The sequence below is a fragment of the Brachybacterium sp. genome (genome assembly GCF_036379615.1).
Lineage (GTDB): Bacteria > Actinomycetota > Actinomycetes > Actinomycetales > Dermabacteraceae > Brachybacterium.
Genome location: NZ_DASVGJ010000028.1, coordinates 13085 through 31748, shown reverse-complemented (window position 1 = coordinate 31748; position 18664 = coordinate 13085). Strand labels below are relative to the sequence as shown.

The 18664-nt window shown below is 72.8% G+C and carries 17 protein-coding genes and 1 riboswitch; of the genes, 7 read left to right on the top strand and 10 right to left on the bottom strand.

The window, feature by feature from the left end:
- Positions 1-13: 13 nt before the first annotated feature.
- Both VF289_RS04990 and VF289_RS04985 read right to left on the bottom strand, forming a co-directional pair.
- A complete protein-coding gene (locus VF289_RS04990; protein WP_330881717.1) occupies positions 14-1846 on the bottom strand; it encodes an ABC transporter ATP-binding protein in 1833 nt (610 codons plus the stop codon).
- Positions 1843-3606: an ABC transporter ATP-binding protein gene (locus tag VF289_RS04985; protein WP_330881716.1), complete on the bottom strand. Its 1764-nt coding sequence runs from the start codon at positions 3604-3606 to the stop codon at positions 1843-1845. The genes VF289_RS04990 and VF289_RS04985 overlap by 4 nt, the downstream gene beginning before the upstream one ends.
- Positions 3607-3750: 144 nt before the next feature.
- Here VF289_RS04985 and VF289_RS04980 point away from each other — a divergent pair, with 144 nt between their 5' ends.
- The 5 genes from VF289_RS04980 (at position 3751) to VF289_RS04960 (ending at position 7671) form a co-directional block, all read left to right on the top strand.
- The gene (locus VF289_RS04980; RefSeq protein WP_330881714.1) at positions 3751-4371 is read left to right on the top strand and encodes a disulfide bond formation protein DsbA; all 621 of its coding nucleotides are present in this window, start codon (positions 3751-3753) and stop codon (positions 4369-4371) included.
- A gap of 103 nt (positions 4372-4474) precedes the next feature.
- The gene (locus VF289_RS04975) at positions 4475-4963 is read left to right on the top strand and encodes a ribose-5-phosphate isomerase (protein ID WP_330881712.1); all 489 of its coding nucleotides are present in this window, start codon (positions 4475-4477) and stop codon (positions 4961-4963) included.
- Complete coding sequence (locus tag VF289_RS04970; protein ID WP_330881710.1) at positions 4963-6036, top strand: Fpg/Nei family DNA glycosylase; 1074 nt, start codon at positions 4963-4965, stop codon at positions 6034-6036. The genes VF289_RS04975 and VF289_RS04970 overlap by 1 nt, the downstream gene beginning before the upstream one ends.
- Positions 6033-7160, top strand: a complete 1128-nt coding sequence (locus tag VF289_RS04965) for an alpha/beta fold hydrolase (protein WP_330881708.1) — start codon at positions 6033-6035, stop codon at positions 7158-7160. Before VF289_RS04970 ends, VF289_RS04965 begins: the two co-directional genes overlap by 4 nt.
- A 10-nt stretch (positions 7161-7170) precedes the next feature.
- Positions 7171-7671: a GNAT family N-acetyltransferase gene (locus VF289_RS04960; RefSeq protein WP_330881706.1), complete on the top strand. Its 501-nt coding sequence runs from the start codon at positions 7171-7173 to the stop codon at positions 7669-7671.
- A gap of 48 nt (positions 7672-7719) precedes the next feature.
- Here VF289_RS04960 and VF289_RS04955 read toward each other — a convergent pair whose 3' ends face one another.
- The 6 genes from VF289_RS04955 to VF289_RS04930 all read right to left on the bottom strand — a co-directional run bounded on the left by VF289_RS04955 (position 7720) and on the right by VF289_RS04930 (position 14563).
- Positions 7720-8127, bottom strand: a complete 408-nt coding sequence (locus tag VF289_RS04955) for an ankyrin repeat domain-containing protein (RefSeq protein ID WP_330881704.1) — start codon at positions 8125-8127, stop codon at positions 7720-7722.
- Between the two features lie 75 nt (positions 8128-8202).
- A complete protein-coding gene (locus VF289_RS04950; protein WP_330881702.1) occupies positions 8203-10281 on the bottom strand; it encodes an ATP-binding cassette domain-containing protein in 2079 nt (692 codons plus the stop codon).
- Entirely contained in the window at positions 10278-10922 is a 645-nt protein-coding gene (locus VF289_RS04945; RefSeq protein ID WP_330881700.1) for an ECF transporter S component, read from the bottom strand. Before VF289_RS04945 ends, VF289_RS04950 begins: the two co-directional genes overlap by 4 nt.
- A 44-nt stretch (positions 10923-10966) precedes the next feature.
- Positions 10967-11072, bottom strand: a riboswitch (TPP riboswitch).
- A gap of 36 nt (positions 11073-11108) precedes the next feature.
- Positions 11109-11675 carry a hypothetical protein gene (locus VF289_RS04940; protein WP_330881698.1) on the bottom strand — a complete coding sequence of 189 codons (567 nt, stop codon included), beginning with the start codon at positions 11673-11675 and terminating at the stop codon, positions 11109-11111.
- A complete protein-coding gene (locus VF289_RS04935; RefSeq protein WP_330881696.1) occupies positions 11672-13708 on the bottom strand; it encodes a M13 family metallopeptidase in 2037 nt (678 codons plus the stop codon). Before VF289_RS04935 ends, VF289_RS04940 begins: the two co-directional genes overlap by 4 nt.
- A gap of 51 nt (positions 13709-13759) precedes the next feature.
- Positions 13760-14563, bottom strand: coding sequence for a hypothetical protein (locus VF289_RS04930; protein WP_330881694.1), 804 nt, complete (start codon positions 14561-14563; stop codon positions 13760-13762).
- Positions 14564-14644: 81 nt separating this feature from the next.
- Here VF289_RS04930 and VF289_RS04925 point away from each other — a divergent pair, with 81 nt between their 5' ends.
- The gene (locus tag VF289_RS04925) at positions 14645-15703 is read left to right on the top strand and encodes an ADP-ribosylglycohydrolase family protein (RefSeq protein ID WP_330881693.1); all 1059 of its coding nucleotides are present in this window, start codon (positions 14645-14647) and stop codon (positions 15701-15703) included.
- Positions 15700-16416: an endonuclease/exonuclease/phosphatase family protein gene (locus VF289_RS04920; protein WP_330881691.1), complete on the top strand. Its 717-nt coding sequence runs from the start codon at positions 15700-15702 to the stop codon at positions 16414-16416. Before VF289_RS04925 ends, VF289_RS04920 begins: the two co-directional genes overlap by 4 nt.
- 84 nt (positions 16417-16500) lie before the next feature.
- On the opposite strand, the gene VF289_RS04915 is transcribed toward VF289_RS04920, so the two are convergent.
- Complete coding sequence (locus VF289_RS04915) at positions 16501-17340, bottom strand: PIG-L family deacetylase (protein ID WP_330881689.1); 840 nt, start codon at positions 17338-17340, stop codon at positions 16501-16503.
- On the bottom strand, positions 17337-18641 hold the full coding sequence (locus VF289_RS04910; RefSeq protein WP_330881687.1) for a glycosyltransferase: 1305 nt from the start codon (positions 18639-18641) through the stop codon (positions 17337-17339). Before VF289_RS04910 ends, VF289_RS04915 begins: the two co-directional genes overlap by 4 nt.
- Between the last annotated feature and the right edge of the window lie 23 nt (positions 18642-18664).

Here is an 18664-nt window from a genome sequence, read left to right as displayed (position 1 = left end):
CACTGCCGACTCGTCAGGCGGACCACGCCTCCCAGAGCCGGGCGTAGTCCCCGCCGAGCGCGACGAGCTCGTCGTGCGTGCCCTGCTCGACGACGGCGCCGTCCGCCATCACCAGGATCCTGTCGGCGACCCGAGCCTGCGAGAGACGGTGGGCGACGATGATCGTGGTGCGGCCCCGGGCGACCTCCAGCGCGGCCCGCTCGAGCACCCGGGCCCCCGAGGAGCCCTCGTCGGCCGTGGCCTCGTCGAGGATCAGCACCGCCGGGTCCTGCAGCGCGATCCGGGCCAGGGCCAGCTGCTGGGACTGCTCGGCCGTGAGCCGCTCGCCCTTCTCGCCGACCTCCGTGTCGAGCCCGTGGGGCAGACGATCCACCCAGGACAGCGCGTCCACGCGGCGCAGCGCCCGGCGCAGCTCCTCGTCCTGGGCGCGCGGCGCGGCCAGCTGGAGGTCTGCACGCAGGGTGCCGCGGAACACGTGCACATCCTGGCTGACGATCGAGGAGTGGGCGCGGGACGCCTCGAGATCGGCACGGGTCAGATCCGCCCCGCCGTGCAGCACCCTGCCGTGGCGCGGGACCAGCGTGCCGGCGAGGATCGCGGCGAGCGTCGACTTGCCCGCTCCCGAGGCTCCCACCAGCGAGACCACCTCGCCCGAGGCGATGTCGAGATCGATCGGGCGCAGCACGATGCGCTCGGCGCCGTCCGCGTCCTCGCCGTAGGCATGGGAGACCCGCTCGAGGCGGATCGAGGCGTCCGCGGGCCGCTCGGTGCCGGGGGAGGCGGCGGGATCGATCGAGGTGATCACCCCGACCATCCGCGCCAGGCTCGCAAGCGCCGACTGCACCTCGTCGAGGTTGAAGATCACCGCCATCATCGGCCAGAACAGGGTGACCAGGTAGATCGCGGCCGCGGTGACGATGCCGATGGGCGCGCCGCCCACCTGCACCATCAGGAAGCCGAACAGCAGCACCATCGCCAGGGCCAGGTTCTCAGGCAGGTTCAGCCCGATCACCAGGCGGCTGACCAGGTGCATCACTCGCATGTTCAGCAGGGCGGCGGTCTCCGAGAGCACTGCGACGTGGCGGGTCTCGCGGCGCTCGATGCCGTAGGCGTGCACCGTGGGGATGCCGTGGATCGCCGAGAGCAGCCCCTGCGCGCGGGCACCCATCGCGATCCGCTCGCGGCGGTAGATGGGTCCGGTGCGGCGCAGGTACCAGACCGCTGCGAGCACGTACATCGGCACGATGATCACGACCATGAGCAGCAGCCAGGGCGAGAGCGTCGCCATCCCGACCAGCGTGATCGCGACCAGGAAGCCGAGCTGGATCAGGTTGGGGACGAGGTTGTTCACGGCCCGGGCGGCGACGTCGACGTCGTCGGCCACCCGGGAGAGGGCGTCCCCGATGCCGGTGGTCTCCATCGACTGCGCCGGCAGGTCCAGCGCCCGGTCGATGACGTCCTCGCGCATGCCGGCGAGGATGCGCTGGCCGAGCGCCGAGATCATCGACCAGCCCAGAGCCGTCAGCAGTGCCTGGAGAACGCCGACGGCGAGGATCTGCGCACCGAGGGTCCAGATCCGCTCGACCGGTCCGCCCGCGGCGACCACGTCCACCGCGGAACCGATCAGCCGTGGCAGGATCGCCGCGGCGACCGCGCCCCCGAGCGTGATCACCAAGGTGGCCAGGGCTGAGCCCCAGTGCTGCCGGAGCCGCGCCATCATGAAGCGCAGCGAGGTGCGGGCATCAGCGATCGGCAGCAGCTGCGCGTGCTCGGCGAGCTGGCGCCGGGCGGTGGCGTCGTCGCCGAGGACGTCCTCCAGAGGACGCTTCCAGTCGATCTCGCTCATCGTCGCACCACCTCCCGGTACCCCTCATGTCCCATCAGCTCGTTGTGCGGGCCCTCGGCGAGGACCTCGCCGTCCTGCATGAACACCACTCGGTCCGCCTCCTGCAGGAGGGCCGGTGCGCGCGTGACCAGCAGGGTCGCGCGGTCGGTGCGGCGGCGTGCGGCGATCAGCGCTTCGGCGATGTTCTGCTCGGTGACCGCATCCACCGCGGTCGTCGGGTCGTGCAGCACGAGCACCGGGGCATCCGCCGCCACCGCTCGGGCGAGGGCGATCCGCTGGCGCTGACCGCCCGAGAGGTTCGCTCCGCGATCCAGGATGCGGGTGTCGTAGCCCTCGGGCAGGATCCGCAGGAGGTCCTCCGCCCCGGCCGCGTGGAGGGCGTGGCCCGCCCAGGCGTCGTCCTCGATCGCGGTGCCGTCCGGTGCGCGGGTGGCGAGCTGCTCGCGCAGGGTGCCGTCGAAGAGGTCCACCACATGGGGCTCCACCAGCAGGTCCGAGCGCAGTCCGAGGCGGCCCTCGGGGGAGAGCGGGTGCTCGCCGATGCGTGCCCCCTGCTCGCTGCGACCGTTGACGGCATCGATCACGGACTCCGCATCCTGCGCGTCGGCGCAGGCGAGGGCCACGATCTCCCCGTCGGCGACCGAGAGCTGCGCGAGGTGCAGGCCGCCGGCCGCGCCGCGCCGGCCCTGGACCGCTCCGGAGTCGCCGCGCTCGTCACGCTGGACGGTGAGCACGCCGAGGCCCAGCTCGGGATCGTCGACGGAGCGCCCCAGGTCCGTGTACAGGTCGCGCACGCGCCGCGCAGAGGTGGACATGCCGGCCCACCACACCGGGGCGCCGGAGAGGCCCTGCAGCATGCCCATCACGTAGCGGGCCACGCCCACCACGGCGATCAGCACCCCGATGGAGAGGGCGCCGTCCAGGGTGCGCAATGCGGCGAGCACCACCACGGCGGCCAGCATGGTGCCGGTGACCAGCGTGGTCAGCCCTGAGGAGATCCCCGAGTAGCGGGCGTTGACCAGCGCTGCTCCGAGGGCGGCGCGCGAGGTGCGGCGGTAGGTGGCCCGGGCTCGGCTCTGCACGCCGAGACCCTGCAGCACCCGCAGCCCGTGGACCAGGTCCGTCGCGGTGGCGGCCGCCTCCGCTGCCTGCGACTGCTGGTCGTCGTAGCGGGCGGAGAGTGTCGGGGTGATCACCCGGATCACCACCACCATCACGGCGATCCCGAGCAGCATCGCCAGCCCCAGCCAGAGGTCCATCGCGGCGAGATACGCGGCGGCGGCCAGCACGGCCAGCAGCGAGGGCACGACCCAGGGGAGCAGGTCCATGAGGTCCGAGGCCTTGTCGGCATCGGAGGTGGCGATCGAGAGCACCTCACCGGCCGGGCGCCGCACCGTCCGCGAGCGGGGGTCGAGCACTGCGCCGGTGAGTCCCACGCGCAGGCGGTGGCGCTCGTACATGCACGCCTTCTGGGTCTGGAGGAACACCCAGGCCCAGAGCACCACTCCGAGCAGCCGCATCCCGATCAGACCCAGGGCGCCCAGGATGGTGAGCCGCAGATCGCCGCCGACGATGCCGTGATCGATGATCAGACCCAGCACGATCGGCATCAGCAGCTCCACCCCCTCGGAGATCGTCCCGAGCGGCAGCGCGACGGCCAGCATCCGGCGGTTGCCGCGGACGATCGAGCGCATCACCCCGGGCGCTGGGGCGCGGGGAGCGGAGGTGGTCGCGGCGGGCGCGGAACGGGAATCGAGCACCTGCTGATCCAACCCGTCCCGCCCTCGCCGTGCAATGTCTTTTCCCTCCCCGACGGTGTCGTCCCGATCACGGGAGGGACGACAGCCCGCCGGATCGCCTCCGGTGACAGAATGGCGGCATCGCCCCCGAGCCGAGGAGTCGCCTTGACCACGCGCACCGTCGAACTGTTCGTCGATCCCGTCTGCCCCTTCGCCTGGATGACCAGCCGCTGGCTGTTGCAGGCCGCCGCAGTCCGCGACATCACCCCGAAGTACTCGGTGATGTCCCTGTCCGTGCTCAACGAGGGTCGTGACCTCGACCCCGGCTACCGCGCCATGCTCGACGACTCCTGGGGGCCGGCCCGGCTCGCGATCGCGATCAACGGCGCCGAGGGCAATGAGGCGTTCGCCCGCTGGTACACCGCCTGGGGCGAGCGCTATCACGTGGGCGGCCAGAGCGACGACCGTCGCGCCACCGCGATCGCCGCCCTCGAGGACGCGGGTCTGCCCGGTTCCCTGATCGACGTCTACGATCCGGTGGCCGGGGACGAGACCGACCAGTCGCTGCGCGCCTCCCACCAGGGCGCGATCGATCGGGTGGGCGATGAGGTGGGCACTCCGGTGATCTCCTTCGGCGAGGGCACCGCCTACTTCGGCCCCGTCGTCTCCCCGGCGCCGAAGGGCGAGCAGGCCGGGAAGCTGCTGGATGCGCTCGAGACGCTCTCCGGCATCGATGGCTTCTACGAGCTCAAGCGCTCCCGCTCCGGCGGCATCGACTTCAGCTGATCACCTCGCCTGATCCCGCTCGCGTCACCACCCGCCGCATCCCCGCTGCACCCTTCGTCCCCCGCTGATCTTCCCCCCGCTGATCGACAGAGAGAACTCAGACATGCGCGTCCACATCGGCACTGACCACGCCGGATTCGAGCTCAAGAACCGCCTGGTGGCGGTGCTGCAGAACAAGGGCCATGAGGTCACCGACCACGGTGCCCACGAGTACGACGCCGTGGACGACTACCCGCCGTTCTGCACGGACGTCGGCGAGGCCGTGGTCGCGGATCCCTCCTCGCTCGGCATCGTGATCGGCGGCTCGGGCAACGGTGAGCAGATCGCGGCGAACAAGGTCGCCGGGGTCCGCGCGGCCCTGGTGTGGAACGAGGACACCGCCCGCCTGGCCCGTGAGCACAACAACGCCAACGTCATCTCCGTCGGGGCGCGGCAGCACTCGGAGGACGAGCTCGAGGCGCTGATCGACCTGTTCCTGGCCGAGCCGTTCCCGGGCGAGGAGCGCCATCAGCGACGGATCGACCTGGTCGGTCTCTATGAGCGCACGGGCGGATACGGCACGGGCACCTCCGCGGCGACCACGGGCGAATAGTGCCGGAGGGACATACCGTCCACCGGCTCGCCGCGGCCTTCGAGCGCGGCTTCGGCGGGCAGCGGGTGCGCACCTCGAGCCCGCAGGGTCGGTTCTCCGAGGCGTCCCAGCTGGACGGCATGGTGCTGCTGGGTGCGGAGGCGGTCGGCAAGCACCTCTTCCTCCCCTTCGCCCCCTCGGGGGACGTCGACCGCGGCTCGCCCGCTGTGCGGCACGTGCACGTCCATCTGGGCCTGTACGGCTCCTGGACCTTCGCGGGCGACCCCGGGTTCGCCGACGCGCACGCGATCGGCGCACCCCGGCTGCGGGTCGGGGAGCAGGAGGAGGAGCTGGGCGACGGCGGGTCGGGCGGCGGGACCGCCGACTGGCGCCGCCTCGTGCCGCGCGAGACCGTGCGGCTGCGGGTGGCCGGGGCTCATGGCCTCGCCGATCTCACCGGCCCCACCGCTTGCGAGATCCTCGACGCGGAGGAGCGGCGGTCCGTGATCGACCGTCTCGGCCCGGACCCGCTGCGCCCGGACCCACAGGGCAGCGGCCGTCGACGCTTCGTCGAGGCGGTGCGGCGTTCCCGCACCACCATCGGTGCCCTGCTGATGAACCAGAAGGTCGTGGCCGGGATCGGCAACATCTACCGCGCCGAGCTGCTGTTCCGCGCCAGGCTGGACCCCTTCGTCCCGGGCAAGGAGCTCAGCGCAGGGATGCTCGAGGAGATGTGGGAGGACCTGGTGGCGCTGATGCACTACGGCGCCCGCACCGGGCGGATCGTCACCACCCAGCCGGTGCATCGCGAGCTCGAGGCGCGGATCATCGAGCGCTCCCGCGGCACCCGCCAGAACGGCGATGAGGATCCGGGGGTGGTGCCTCGCGAGGAGTCCTTCTACGTGTACCACCGCCAGACCCTGCCCTGCCGGCTGTGCGGCACCCCGGTGCGCTCGGGGGACCTCGCGGCGCGCACGGTGTTCTGGTGCCCGCGCTGCCAGTGCGTGCGCAGCCGCCGCGCGAACTGGACCCGCGAGCACCCGGCCGCGCCCTGGGCGCTGGGCCCGCAGGCGGCCGACGGACGCGCGGCGTGAGCACCTGGCCCACTGCGCCCGGACCGCCCACGCCGCCCGGACCGCCCACTCTGCCCGGATCGCCCACGCCGCCTGGACCGGCCACGGCGCCGGCGCCGCCCGCCACCCGCGCCGAGGGCCTGCTCCCCGTCGGCGGCGGCCATCGGATCTTCTGGGAGGAGTCCGGCGTCGCGGGCGGCGTGCCCACTCTCTACCTGCACGGCGGGCCCGGCGGACGGCTCACGCCCGGCTACCGCCGGCAGTCCCCGTCGGATCGCGCCCGGATCATCGGCCTGTGCCAGCGCGGCGCGGGGCGTTCCCTCCCCACTCCCGGGGCGCCCGGACCGGTGGATCTCTCGGGCCACACCACGGCGCACCTCGTCGCCGACCTCGAGGTGCTGCGGGAGCACCTGGGGATCGAGGCCTGGATCGTGCAGGGCGTCTCCTGGGGGAGCACGCTCGCTCTCGCCTACGCCCAGGCCCATCCTGAGCGGGTGCTCGGCGTGGTGCTCTTCGCCGTCACCTCCACCTCCCGCCGCGAGGTCGACTGGATCACCGAGGGGGTGAGCGCTCTCTACCCCGAGGCCTGGGACGCGCTCGCCGCTCTCGCCGAGAGCCGCGGCGGCTTCGACCGCCGTGACCGCTCCGCGCAGCGGCGGCGACTGGTCGAGGCGTACCGGCAGATGCTCACCGGGGATGACCCGGAACTGGTGGACCTCGCCGCCCGGACCTGGATGACCTGGGAGGATGCCCACATCGGGATAGGTGGGGGCGGGCCCTCCACCGCGCACGCCGGAGCGCCGGACGCTCCGGTGACGGCGTATGAGCGGGGCTTCGCCCGTCTGGTCACCCACTACTGGGCCCATGACGGCTTCGTCGCGGACTGGTCCGTGCCGTGGGGTGCGGAGCCCGGCAGCGGCCTGCTCGGCGGGATGCCTCGCCTCGCCGGGATCCCCGGCGTGCTGATCCATGGTCGCCGGGACGTCTCCTGCCCGGCGCAGACCGCGTGGGAGCTGCACCGTGCCTGGCCGGGCAGCGAGCTGATCGTGGTCGAGGAGGAGGGCCACGGCGGAGAGGTGATGGGCGCGCACTGGCGCGAGGTCGTCACCCGGATGGTCGACGCACAGCTCGCGCGGCGGCAGTAGCCTTCTCGCCATGCCTGAATCCACCGGTGCCGTCCTGCGGCACGCCGCCCTCCCCGACATCGACCCGCGCACGCTCTACCTGCTCGTCAAGCTCCGTCAGGACGTCTTCACCCTCGAGCAGCACGCGACGGATGCCGACCTCGACGGTCGCGAGCTCGAGGCCACCACGACGCTCCTGTGGCTCGAACTCCCGAGGTCCGAGTCAGCGGGCGCGAGCGTGCCGGGCGATCCGATCGCGCACCTTCGGGTGCTCCGGGAAGCGGACGGCACGGTGCGGATCGGCCGGGTGGTGGTGCGGGCCGACCATCGGCGCGGAGGGCACGGCCGTCGCCTGATGGTCGGGGCTCTCGCCCATGCCCGCGAGATCGCGCCGGACGCGGAGGTGCACCTCGACGCCCAGGCCCACCTGGAGCAGTGGTACGCCTCGATGGGCTTCGAGACCGTGAGCGAGGTGTTCCTGGAGGCCGGGATCGAGCACGTGGCGATGGTGCTGCGGCCGCATCGCGGCTGAGGCACGCGAGACGCGGCCCGGGCGGACGACCCGGGTCGGCGTCCCGCCCTACGCCCGGCGCGACTCGATCAGCGTCACGATCTCCGCACGCTCGAAGTACGTCGCCGTCTCCAGGGCGCTGGGGGTGCCGAGGTCCGGATCGGCGCCGGCCTCGAGGAGCACCTCGGCGACGGCGGTGAAGCCCTTGAAAGCGGCTCCGGCCAGGGGAGACTGCCCACGATCGTTCATGAGGTCCACGTCGGCCCCGCGCGCTGCCAGGTCGCGCACCAGCTCCGCGTGCCCGTGATACGCGGCCAGCATCAGCGGGGAGTTCCCGGAGCTGTCGCGGAGATCGGCCGGGGCTCCCTGGTCGATCAGGGACAGCAGGGGAGTGCCGTCACCGGTGCGGGCGGCGTCCAGCAGGGAGTGGGCCAGCGCGATGGCAGCCTCGTCGGTGGTGGGGTCGTTGTCCGTCATGGAACGAGACTACTGCGGGGCCACTGCCGGATGCTGCGCGCTGCCTTCCGCCGATGGAGGCAGGACCAGCAGCCCTCACCCCACCAGCAGCTCCGCGAGCAGCGGCCACACTGCGAGCCCGACGGCGATCGCCATGCCCAGCAGGTCCGCACGACGCAGCGGGCTCGGCAAGGCCCAGCTACGGGTGGTCGCGGTCGCGAAGCCTCGGGAGTCCATGGCGAGCGCCTGCTGCTGGGCGCCGCGCAGCGCATCGACCAGCAGGGCCAGGGTGGCACCGGCCAGCATCCGCGGGGAGGTGCGGGTGCCGAGACCGCGCAGGATCCTGGCATGCGTGATGATCTCCCACTGCCGGCCCAGGTGACCGGCGCGGATGAGCCCTGCGACCGAGGCGGCGATCATCCGCGCGGGCATGCGCAGCCTGCCTCCGAGCGCATCGCCCAGCGCAGTGGGGTCCACGCTGCCGAGCGCCAGCACTCCGGGCGCGACGAACACCGTGATGCGCGCGGCCTCCTTGGCGCCCAGCAGCCAGGCCTCACCGGAGAGGGAGGGGGCATCGCCCAGGAGCGCGGTGGTCCAGGCCAGGCCCGCGGCCGAGAGCAGGATCGGAGTGAGCCGCAGCAGACCCCCGCGCAGGGACCGCACGGCGAGAGGTGCCAGCAGCGCGAGGGGGAGCAGGGCCAGCAGCCCGCCCTGCCAGGACTGCACCGCGAAGGACCCGATCGCGGCGAGGATCCCGATCAGGCACAGCGTGAGGGGATTCAGGGCATCCGCCGGAATCGTGCGGGAGCGCGGGACCGGACTGATGGTGCGATCGGGAGCAGTCCTCCTCTCAGGAGCGGGCCCGTCCAGGTGGCACTCGTCGTCGCCCCGCGCGCTCAGCACCGGGTCATGCGTGGCGGCGACGACGGCGCAGCCCTCGGCCCGCGCCGCCTCCAGCAGCTCGAGCACCTCCCGATGGCGCACGTCGTCCAGCCCCACGGTGGGCTCGTCGAGCACCAGCAGGCGAGGCTCCTGCGCGAGCGCGGCGACGATCGCCAGGCGACGCTGCTCCCCTCCGGAGAGGGTATGGGGATTGGCCTCGGCGAGAGCGCTGAGGCCCGCCCGCTCCAGGAGCTGTTCGGCGAGCTGCTCGTCGCGGGCCCAGGGAGAGGCGAGCACCTCCTCACGCACGCTCGCCGCGACGAAGGAGTGTGCGGGGTTCTGCGGCACGAAGGCGATCCGTGAGGGCTCGGGACGCTCCACGCTCCCGGCGGACGGCGTGGTCAATCCCAGCAGCGTGCGCAGCAGGGTGGTCTTGCCGCTGCCGCTGGGTCCGGTGACCACGCTCAGCCGCCCGCTGCGCAGCTCGAGATCCAGGTCCGCGAGCACGGCGCGGCCGCCCCGCTGCACGTCGATGCCGCGCAGAGCGGCGATGATCGCACCCTCCGGCTGGCCGCTGTCGTGCTCACGATCTGCGGGATGGAAGGGCGCGTCGGAGTCCTGGATCAGGCCTGCTGCGACCTCGTGCGGCGGCCCGTCGGCCAGGATCTGTGCCTGCTCGCCGAGCACGATCAGGCGATCCACGTGATCCAGCCACGGCGAGAGGTGGTGCTCGGCGATCACCAGGGTGCGGTCCGCCGCAGCGGCCAGCAGGGATTCGCGCACCGCGGCGGCGGTGTCCTCGTCGAGCATCGACGTCGGCTCGTCCAGCAGCAGCGCGGAAGGCTCCAGCGCGAGCGATCCGGCCAGGGCGAGGCGCTGCTGCTGCCCGCCCGAGGCGTCCAGCGGTGCACGGCCGGCGGGGAGATCCACCAGCGCCGCATCGAGTGCGGCGGCGGTGCGTGCCTGGATCTCCTCCCGGGGCAGCGCGGCGTTCTCCGGTCCGAAGGCCGCCTCGCGGCCGACGGTCGCAGCGACCAGGGCGTCCAGCGGATTCTGCAGCAGCAGGCCCCGCTCGCCGGGACGGCTGGGGCCCGGTGCGCTGCCGCTCAGCTCCCCGGTCTCCTCATCCAGCAGTCCGGCCAGGGCCCGCAGCACGGTGGACTTCCCGCTGCCGCTGGCCCCGGCCAGCAGAACGCGCTGCCCTGCAGGGATCTCCAGGTCGAGGTCGAGGAGGGTGGGCTCGGCCCGTGAGTACGGCTGCCAGGAGAGCCCCCTCAGGGACAGGGCGGTCACGCCCGGGCGTCGTCCCGGGCTGCGCGCTGAGCATCCGATCCCTCAGCTCCGACGGCGGGGACCGCGCGCGCCCGCTGGGCACGCTCCCGGCCCGCCGGCATGGAGTCCAGGGCGCCGGTCGCGGCCAGGGCACGGCTCGCCGCCCAGCCCAGCACGCCGCACAGCAGCGCCCCGGAGATGAGGAATCCGCCCAGCATCGCGAACGAGAACGCCCAGCTCATCTCCTGGTAGTAGGCGAACTTCTCCCACCCCCACTCCAGCACCGCCGAGAGCAGCCCGCCCAGCACGGCGACCGGGAGGGTGAAATGGCGATAGCGGGTGAGCAGGAAGGCGAGCTCCACGCCGCCGCCCTGCATGAGGCCCGAGACCGCCGTGCCCCAGCCCCACTGGCTGCCCAGCAGCATCGAGAGCACGGCCGCGACCATCTCGGCCAGCAGCGCGGCGCCGGGCTTGCGGACGATGAGCGCGGCGAGGATCGCCGGCAGGAACCAGATCCCCGCCAGCAGCCCTTCGGCGGGCTTGAACGCAGCCGTCAGCGGGCCGATCAGGGTGTACAGCTGCCCGTAGCCCAGGAACGCGACCCCGAAGGCGGCCCCGATCAGGACGGTGACCAGCAGGTCCACAGTACGGAAACGAGTCATCACTTCTCCTTCCCTCTGGAAGGGGCGCAGGGCACCGGCGGCGCCCCACGGATATCCCGACTCCCTACGCCGGTGCGAGCCGGATCAGGTTCGAGGGTCTGCGCCCAACGCGCACTCTCAGCACCCTGCGGTGCTCCCCTGTCAGTGGATGACGAGAGGACAGTCTAGCCCGTCGGCGCCGGTCCCTCAGCGCCGGGCGCGGATGGCCTGGTCGACGGCCTCGGCCGTCGCCTGCGGGTCCTCGGGGGAGAGGATGTAGTGCGTGGCGCCGCGGCCGATGATCTCGACCATGGTCCCTGCCCGGGTGACCAGCATCCGATAGGGCAGCTGCAGCTCGTCGAGGGTGAAGACCTTCCGCGAGCCGACGGCGGTCAGCTCCTGGGGCTGCGGGGTCATCGCCCGGCCGCGGCGCCAGCCGTAGCCGCCGAGCGCCACGCCCACCTTCGAGCGGGGCAGCTCGCGCAGCTGCACGGTGCGGAAGTCCTCGATCGGCCAGGGCTTGCGGGGCAGGAACCCGCCGAGGCTCACCGTCAGCCCGTGCTCGTCGACGATGAAGCGCGTCCACTGCCCCATCCAGGTCCACAGGGTCAGGCCCAGGAACAGCACGGCGACCAGCAGCGTTACCAGGGGAGTGGAGCGCTGTGCGATCAGCACGGTGAGCACCGCACCCATGACCACGGTGATCGCGATGCGGGTCCAGCCGATCGAGGAGGGACGGGTGCGTCCCACATAGAACGGTGCGTCCGGCCTCACCAGATGCTCACCCGCTCCTCGGGCGCGAGGTAGAGGCCGTCACCCTCGCGGACGTCGAAGGCGGTGTGGAACTCGTCCAGGTGGCCGACCACCGTGTTGCAGCGGAACTCCATCGGAGCGTGCGGATCCACGGCCAGGCGGCGGATCGCCTCCTGGGTGCGGTTCTTGCCGCGCCACACCGTCGCCCAGGACCAGAACACACGCTGCAGGCCGGTGAAGCCGTCGATCTCGGCCTCGACCTCGGCGGCGTCGCGGCTGGCCAGGTAGGCCTTCACCGCGATCGACAGCCCGCCCAGGTCGCCGATGTTCTCCCCGATGGTCAGCGCGCCGTTGACGCGATGGGAGTCGTCCAGCTCCCGCGGGGAGAGACCGGAGTACTGCGTGATCAGCTGCGCGGCACGGTCGTCGAAGGCCTCGCGGTCCTCCGGGGTCCACCACGAGATCAGGTTGCCGTCTCCGTCGTACTTCGAGCCCTGGTCGTCGAATCCGTGGCCCACCTCGTGGCCGATCACCGCGCCGATGCCGCCGAAGTTCACGGCATCGTCCGCCTCCGCGTCGAAGAACGGCGGCTGCAGGATCGCGGCGGGGAAGACGATCTCGTTGGCACCGGGGTTGTAGTAGGCGTTGACCGTCTGCGGGGTCATGTGCCATTCGGTCTCGTCGATCGGGCCGCCCACCTTCGCGTACTCGAAGGCGGCGTCGAAGCGGCGGGAGGCGCGGGCCGTGGCGACCAGGTCACCGGGCACGATCTCCAGGCCCTCGTACTCGCGCCACTGCTCGGGGTATCCGACCTTCGGCGTGAACTTCGCGAGCTTGGCGAGAGCCTTCTGCCGGGTGGCGGGCGTCATCCAGGGCAGCTCCTCGATCGAGCTGCGGTAGGCGTCCATCAGGGCGCCGACCAGCTCGGTCATCCGCTCCTTGTGGGAGGCGGGGAAGTGCCGCGCGACGTACTCGCGGCCCACCGCGAAGCCGACCACGCCCTCGACGAAGGCCACGGCGCGCTTCCAGCGCTCACGCAGCTCCTCGGCGCCCGAGAGCATCCTTCCGGAGAAGGCGAAGTCCTCCTCGACCAGGGCGGCGGGGCCGTAGGCGGCGTAGGCGGAGACAGCATGGACGGCCAGCCAGGTGCGCAGCACCGAGAGGTCCTCCCCGGCCAGCAGCTCGGCGGCGGCGGCGACGTACTCGGGCTGGCCGATCGAGACCACTTCGAGGGCGGAGGCCGGAGCGCCGGTGCCCTCGAAGTAGGCCGTCCACGGGAAGGTGGGGGCCAGGCCGCTGCGACCGTCGGCGTCCAGGGGGTTGTAGGACTTCTCGCGGTCGCGCAGCCGCACCACGTCCACATGGCAGGTGGCGAGCCGGGTCTCGAAGTCCATCACGGCGGCGGCGACGTCCTCGGCGCCTCCGGCCACGATGCCCTCCCGTCCGGGCAGCGAGGCCAGAGTCGCGAGGGCCGCGAGGTGTGCCTGGTACGCGGTGCGGATCTCGGCGTGCTGGTCCTCGCGGTAGTAGGACTCGTCCGGCAGACCGAGCCCGCCCTGGTGGATCTTGACCTGGTAGTTCGTGGAGTCCTTGTCGTCGGTCCACACATAGGCCAGCAGTGCGGAGGTGCCCGAGTCCGGTGCGGCCATGGTGCGCACGATCCCGGCGAGGTCCGTGGGGGCGGTCGCCGCGTCGAGCAGGTCCTCGAGCACCGCGAAGCCGGCCTGCTCGATCGCTGCGGTGTCCATGAACATCCGGTACAGGGCGCCCACCCGGGCATGGTCGGTGGTGGGCACCAGTGCGCCCTGCGGGTCGCGCTGCTCCTCGTCGGCCGCGGCCTCCTCGACGATCTCCCGCACCCGCTCCTCGGAGAGGTCGCGCAACGCATGGAAGGCGCCGTCGCTGGAGCGGTCCGCCGGCATCTCGTGCTCACGCAGCCAGGTGCCGTTGACGTGGCCGAACAGATCGTCCTGGATCCGGACGGTCTCGTCGACCTGGTCGAGGGCGAGCCCGGACGGACGAGCGGAGGCGGCAGGGGTGGGGGCGGTGGTCATCGTCGGCTCCTGCGAGGTGTGAGTGGGTGGGGCGGGGTGATGCGGGAGGGGTCAGAGGGCGAGCAGCCCGAACACGGCGAGCGCGAGGGTGAGCAGCCCGAGCCCGAACGGTGCGTAGGCCCAGAGGCTGTGGGAGCGTTCGGCCGGCGGGCGGCGGTGCAGCACGAGGGTGGACAGACCCACTCCGATCGAGAGCACCACTGTGCCGATCACCAGGACCGGTGCGAGGATCACGAGCACCGTCGCCCCGACCTGGAACATCACGGTGCCGGCCACGTCCAGCAGACGCATCAGCACGGTCGAGCGGGCACCCACCCGATGGGCGAGCATGGTGGAGATCGCCTCCTTGGACCATTCGCCGGGACGTGCGATCCGCTGCCGGGTGGTGACGGTCTGGGCGGTGGCGAGCACCAGCCAGACCAGGGCGCAGCCGGCGCCCACCCAGACCCCGAGCTCCGTGCGGAGGTCGGCGGGCCACAGCAGCACCGCCAGCAGCACCGCCGCGACGCGCAGCAGCTCCTCGACGACGCTGCGCACGGCCAGCAGGCCGGGGTTCACGGCCAGCTGCTTGCGGGTGTGTGCCACGAAGAGGCTGGTCCCCACCAGCGAGACCAGCTGCGCGGCGCCCAGCCCGATCCCGAGCAGCAGCGGCACCGGGGTCACCGGCGCGAAGGGCAGGATCGCCAGCAGCAGGACCACACCGAGGACCGGGATCAGCAGAGCCTGGATCGACAGCCCCTTGACGAGGTCCCGGACGAGGTCCGCGCCGGTGGGCGGATGCTCGTGGCCGGTGTGGTCGTGAGGATCGTGGGGGTCGTCGCGGTGCGGTGCGGACGCCGCGGGGGTGTCGGTCATGGAGCTCCTTCTGGGTCCCCACCAGGGTACCGGGCACGGACTGCGTGCAGGCTGTTGCGGGCCGTGTGGAACCATGGGCCCGTGACGACGGATGCGATGAACACCAACGGGGCGGGCCTGTCTCCCAGCCAGCGCCAGCGCGCGGTCGGGGCCGTCGTCGCCGCCGCCGCGGGGGACGCGCTGGGCGCACCCTACGAGTTCCAGCCGCCGGTGCCGGACTCCGAGGAGATCGACATGATCGGCGGCGGGGTCCTGGACTGGCAGCCGGGGGAGTGGACCGACGACACCGCGATGGCGATCGTGGTGCTGGAGGCGTCCCTGGCGACGTCCGGCGGTCATGACCTGCGGGTCGAGACCGCGCAGGATCACATCACGCGGGAGTGGTACTCCTGGTCGCTGGGCACCCCGGACATCGGCACCCTCACCTCACAGGTGGTGCGCACCGCGGCGGATCTCGCCCGCGAGGACGGCCACTACGCGCCCCGCGCCAAGGACTTCCGGATCGCGGCGGACGCCGCCCACGAGCAGCTGCCGGCCTCCGCGGGCAACGGTTCGCTGATGCGCGTGCACGCCTCGGTGCTGCCCTATCTGCTCTCCCCGGAGGAGCATGCGGTCGAGGCCATCACGGCCGTGTGCCGCTTGACACACGTGCACCCGGACACGATCGAGGCGAGCATCCTCTGGGGCCTGGCCGTGCGCCACGCGATCCTCACCGGCGAGGTCGACGTGCGCGTGGGGCTGGAGCACCTGCCCGAGACCCGACGCGCGGAATGGCTCGCACGGATCGAGGAGGCCGAGCAGTCCACGCCCGTGATGTTCCGTCGCAACGGCTGGGTGGTCGGGGCCTTCCAGGCGGCCTGGGCCGCGATCGTCGGCGTGGGCCCGATCCCGGAGGGGAAGTTCGCCCAGCGCGATGCGCTGGTCGCGGCGCTCGAGAGCGCGGTGCGGGCCGGGTACGACACCGACACGGTGGCCTGCATCGCCGGCTCGCTGATGGGGGCGGCGCTGGGACCCAAGGCGGTCCCGCCGGAGTGGCGTCGGATGCTCTTCGGATGGCCCAGCTACGAGCTCGAGGAGCTGCAGGGCCTGGTCGATCGCGTGATCGCGCCGATGGTCCGCGAGGGCGGGGAGGGCGCGTGAGCCGTGCGTCCTGGGATCTGCGGATCCTCAGCTGGAACCTGTGGGAGCTGCGCGGAGACCTGGCGGCGCTGATCGAGGCGGTCGAGGACCTCGCCCCCGACGTGCTGCTCGTCCAGGAGGCGCCCCGGTTCGTGCTGCCCACGGCACGGCTGCGATGGTTCGCCCGGCAGGTCGACCGTCGGATCCTGGTGGGCGGGCGCGGTGGTCGAGGGCTCGCGATCCTCGCCACCGACGAGGTCGCCGCCCAGGTGATCCGTCGCGGCATGCACCCGGTCGCCCAGACGGTCTCCGACCTGAACTCGACCTATCCGCGCGGGGTCGCGGCGGTGCGGCTGTCCGTCCCCGGCGGCGGTGCCGTGGTGGTCTCCTCGACCCACCTGGCGCTGCAGGAGGACAACCGGATGCGGCACGCGGAGCATCTGGCGGCCCTGGTGCGCAGCACCGGCGCGCCGGTCGTGCTCGGCGGCGACCTCAATGAGACGGCCGACGGTGCGGCGCGAGGGTTCCTCGCCCCGCTGCTCGCGGACCCGGCGGCGCCGACCGAGCACACCTTCCCGGCCGCGGTGCCGACCCGTCGGATCGACGCGGTGCTCGTCACCGACGGCCTCAGGGTGCGATCCGCCCGCGCAGTGCGCTCGACCCGGCGCGTGGAGGAGGCCCGGTTCGCCGGGGCCAGCGACCACCAGCCCACGCTGCTGGACATCTCTCTCTGAGCACGCCGCTGGACATCTCCCTCTGAGACGGCCCGGTCACGGCGAGGGCGGCGTGCGTGGGCCGGCCTGAGAGGGCTGGGGTCCTCAGGCCCGCACACGCAGGCCGGTGCGCAGGAGGACCACATCGTCCTGACCGCCGACGTGCCGGATCGCGATCCCGTCGACCCCGTCGGCCCCGTGGGTTCCCTCGACCCCGTCGGTCCCGGTGGCCCTGTCGGCCGTCGAGCCGATCACGGTGAGCTGGGTGCGGTAGGAGTCCACCGAGCGCAGCACTGCTCCGGCGGTGCCGGGGTGGTCCCGTTCCAGGATCCGAGGGTCGCTCCCCGGGGTGTCGGGCAGCTCGCTGGCGATCTCGACCAGCGGCGTGCCGGTGCGGGCACAGGCGCCGACGGCGACGTGATGGGCTCGGACATGGTCGGGGTGGCCGTAGGTGCCCTCGTCGTCGTACCCGATCACGACATCCGGCCGCACCGCCGTGAGCAGGGCGACGAGATCCTCGACGGCCTCCTCGAGCGGGCGGAGGGAGAAGCTGTCGGGACCGGCGCTCCCGGACGGGCCGGCGAGCCCTTCGCGCACCCATTGCATGCCGGAGTCCCGGTAGCGGCGCGGTGCGGCGCCGGGGGCGAGCGCGGGGGCCGTGCCGAGCCAGTGCCGCTCGGTGATGCCCAGGGCTGAGGTGGCCGCCTCGATCTCGGCCTCGCGGATCTCCTCGAGGGGCCGGGTCTCGCCCTCGGCGACGGAGCCGGGCACGATCTCCCCCTCCTCCCCGCGGGTCGCGGTCAGCAGCACCACGCGGGTCCCGGCCGCGGCCAGGGAGGCGAGCAGGGCGCCGGTCGAGAGGGATTCGTCGTCCGGGTGGGCGTGCACGGCCAGGACGGTCGAGGCGTCCTCGAGCAGACGCCATGGATCGACGGGCGCGCTCATGACGCGGTCTCCGAGGAGCGGCGGCGGGCGGCCATGGCGGAGCGCTCCGTGACGCTCGCATACAGGCCGGCGAGGGACTCGGCGGTGGCATCCCAGGTGCGGGTGGCGGCGAACTCCCGGGCCGAGCGCACCGCGGAGCGGTAGCCGTCCGCGTCCTCCAGGAGAGACTGCAGCGCCTCGGCCCAGACATCGGGGTCCCGGCTCTCCAGCACGCGGCCGCCGGGGCCCACGGCCTCCTGCACTCCGCCCGCGCAGTGCCAGGCGAGCACCGGGGTGCCGCTGGCCTGGGCTTCGAGAGCGACCAGGCCGAACGTCTCCGACCAGCTGGTCAGCAGGAGTGCTCCGGCGCACCGCATCGCCTCGGCGAGCTCGTCACGGCCGAGCGAGCCGACGAAGTCCACGCGATCCTCCACCCCGAGCTCGCGCGCCAGGGAGCACAGCTCCTCGAGATGCTCGGCGAAGTCCTGGGAGACCCCACCGGCGAGCACGAGCCGCGCCTCGAGACCGGGGTCGAGGCGGGAGAGGATCTCGAGGGCGAGGTCGGGGCCCTTCAATGGCTGCAGGCGTGCGGTGAACAGCAGGGTGGGTCGGAGGCGTCGTTCGTCCTCGCCGGGGCAGGGGCGGAAGCGCTCGACGTCCACGCCCGGGCGGACCACGCTGAGGCGGGATCCCGGGACCCCGTAGCGCTCGCCGACGGTGCGGGCCTCCGCCTCCGAGACGGCGACGACGAGGTCGGAGCCGGTGGCGGCGAACTGCTCGCCGGGGATGCGGCCGTCGGATTCGGCCGGTTCTCCCGCGTCGAGCGTCGCGGACCCTTCCGGAGCGGCGACCGAATGGAAGGACTGCAGGTGAGGGATGCCGAGCTCGCGGGCGATCGGCAGCGCGGCGACCCCGCTGAACCAGTGATGGGAGTGGATGAGGTCCCACTCGGGGGCGCCCGCGGCGTCGGCGGAGCCCGGGGCGTCGGCGGGGTGCTCGGTCTCCGTGCCGCTGCCGGTGAGCGCGTCGTGCAGCGCCTGGCGGAAGGGCGCGATCGCCTGCTCCATCGCGCTCTTGGCCACGGGCGCGGCAGGGCCTGCGGTGAGGTGGTGGAGCCGCACCCCCTCGGCGATCTCGACAGTGTCAGGGGCCGATGGATCAGTGCGCCGGGTGAACAGGTCGACCCGGTGCCCGAGGCGGGCGAGGGCAAGGGACTGTTCGAGCACGACGACGTTCATGCCGCCGGCATCCGCGCCACCGGGCTCCTCGAGCGGAGAGGTGTGCAGGGAGATCACGGCGATGCGCAAGGAGGGGTCCGACATGACGCCATCCTAGGTGCGCGGTG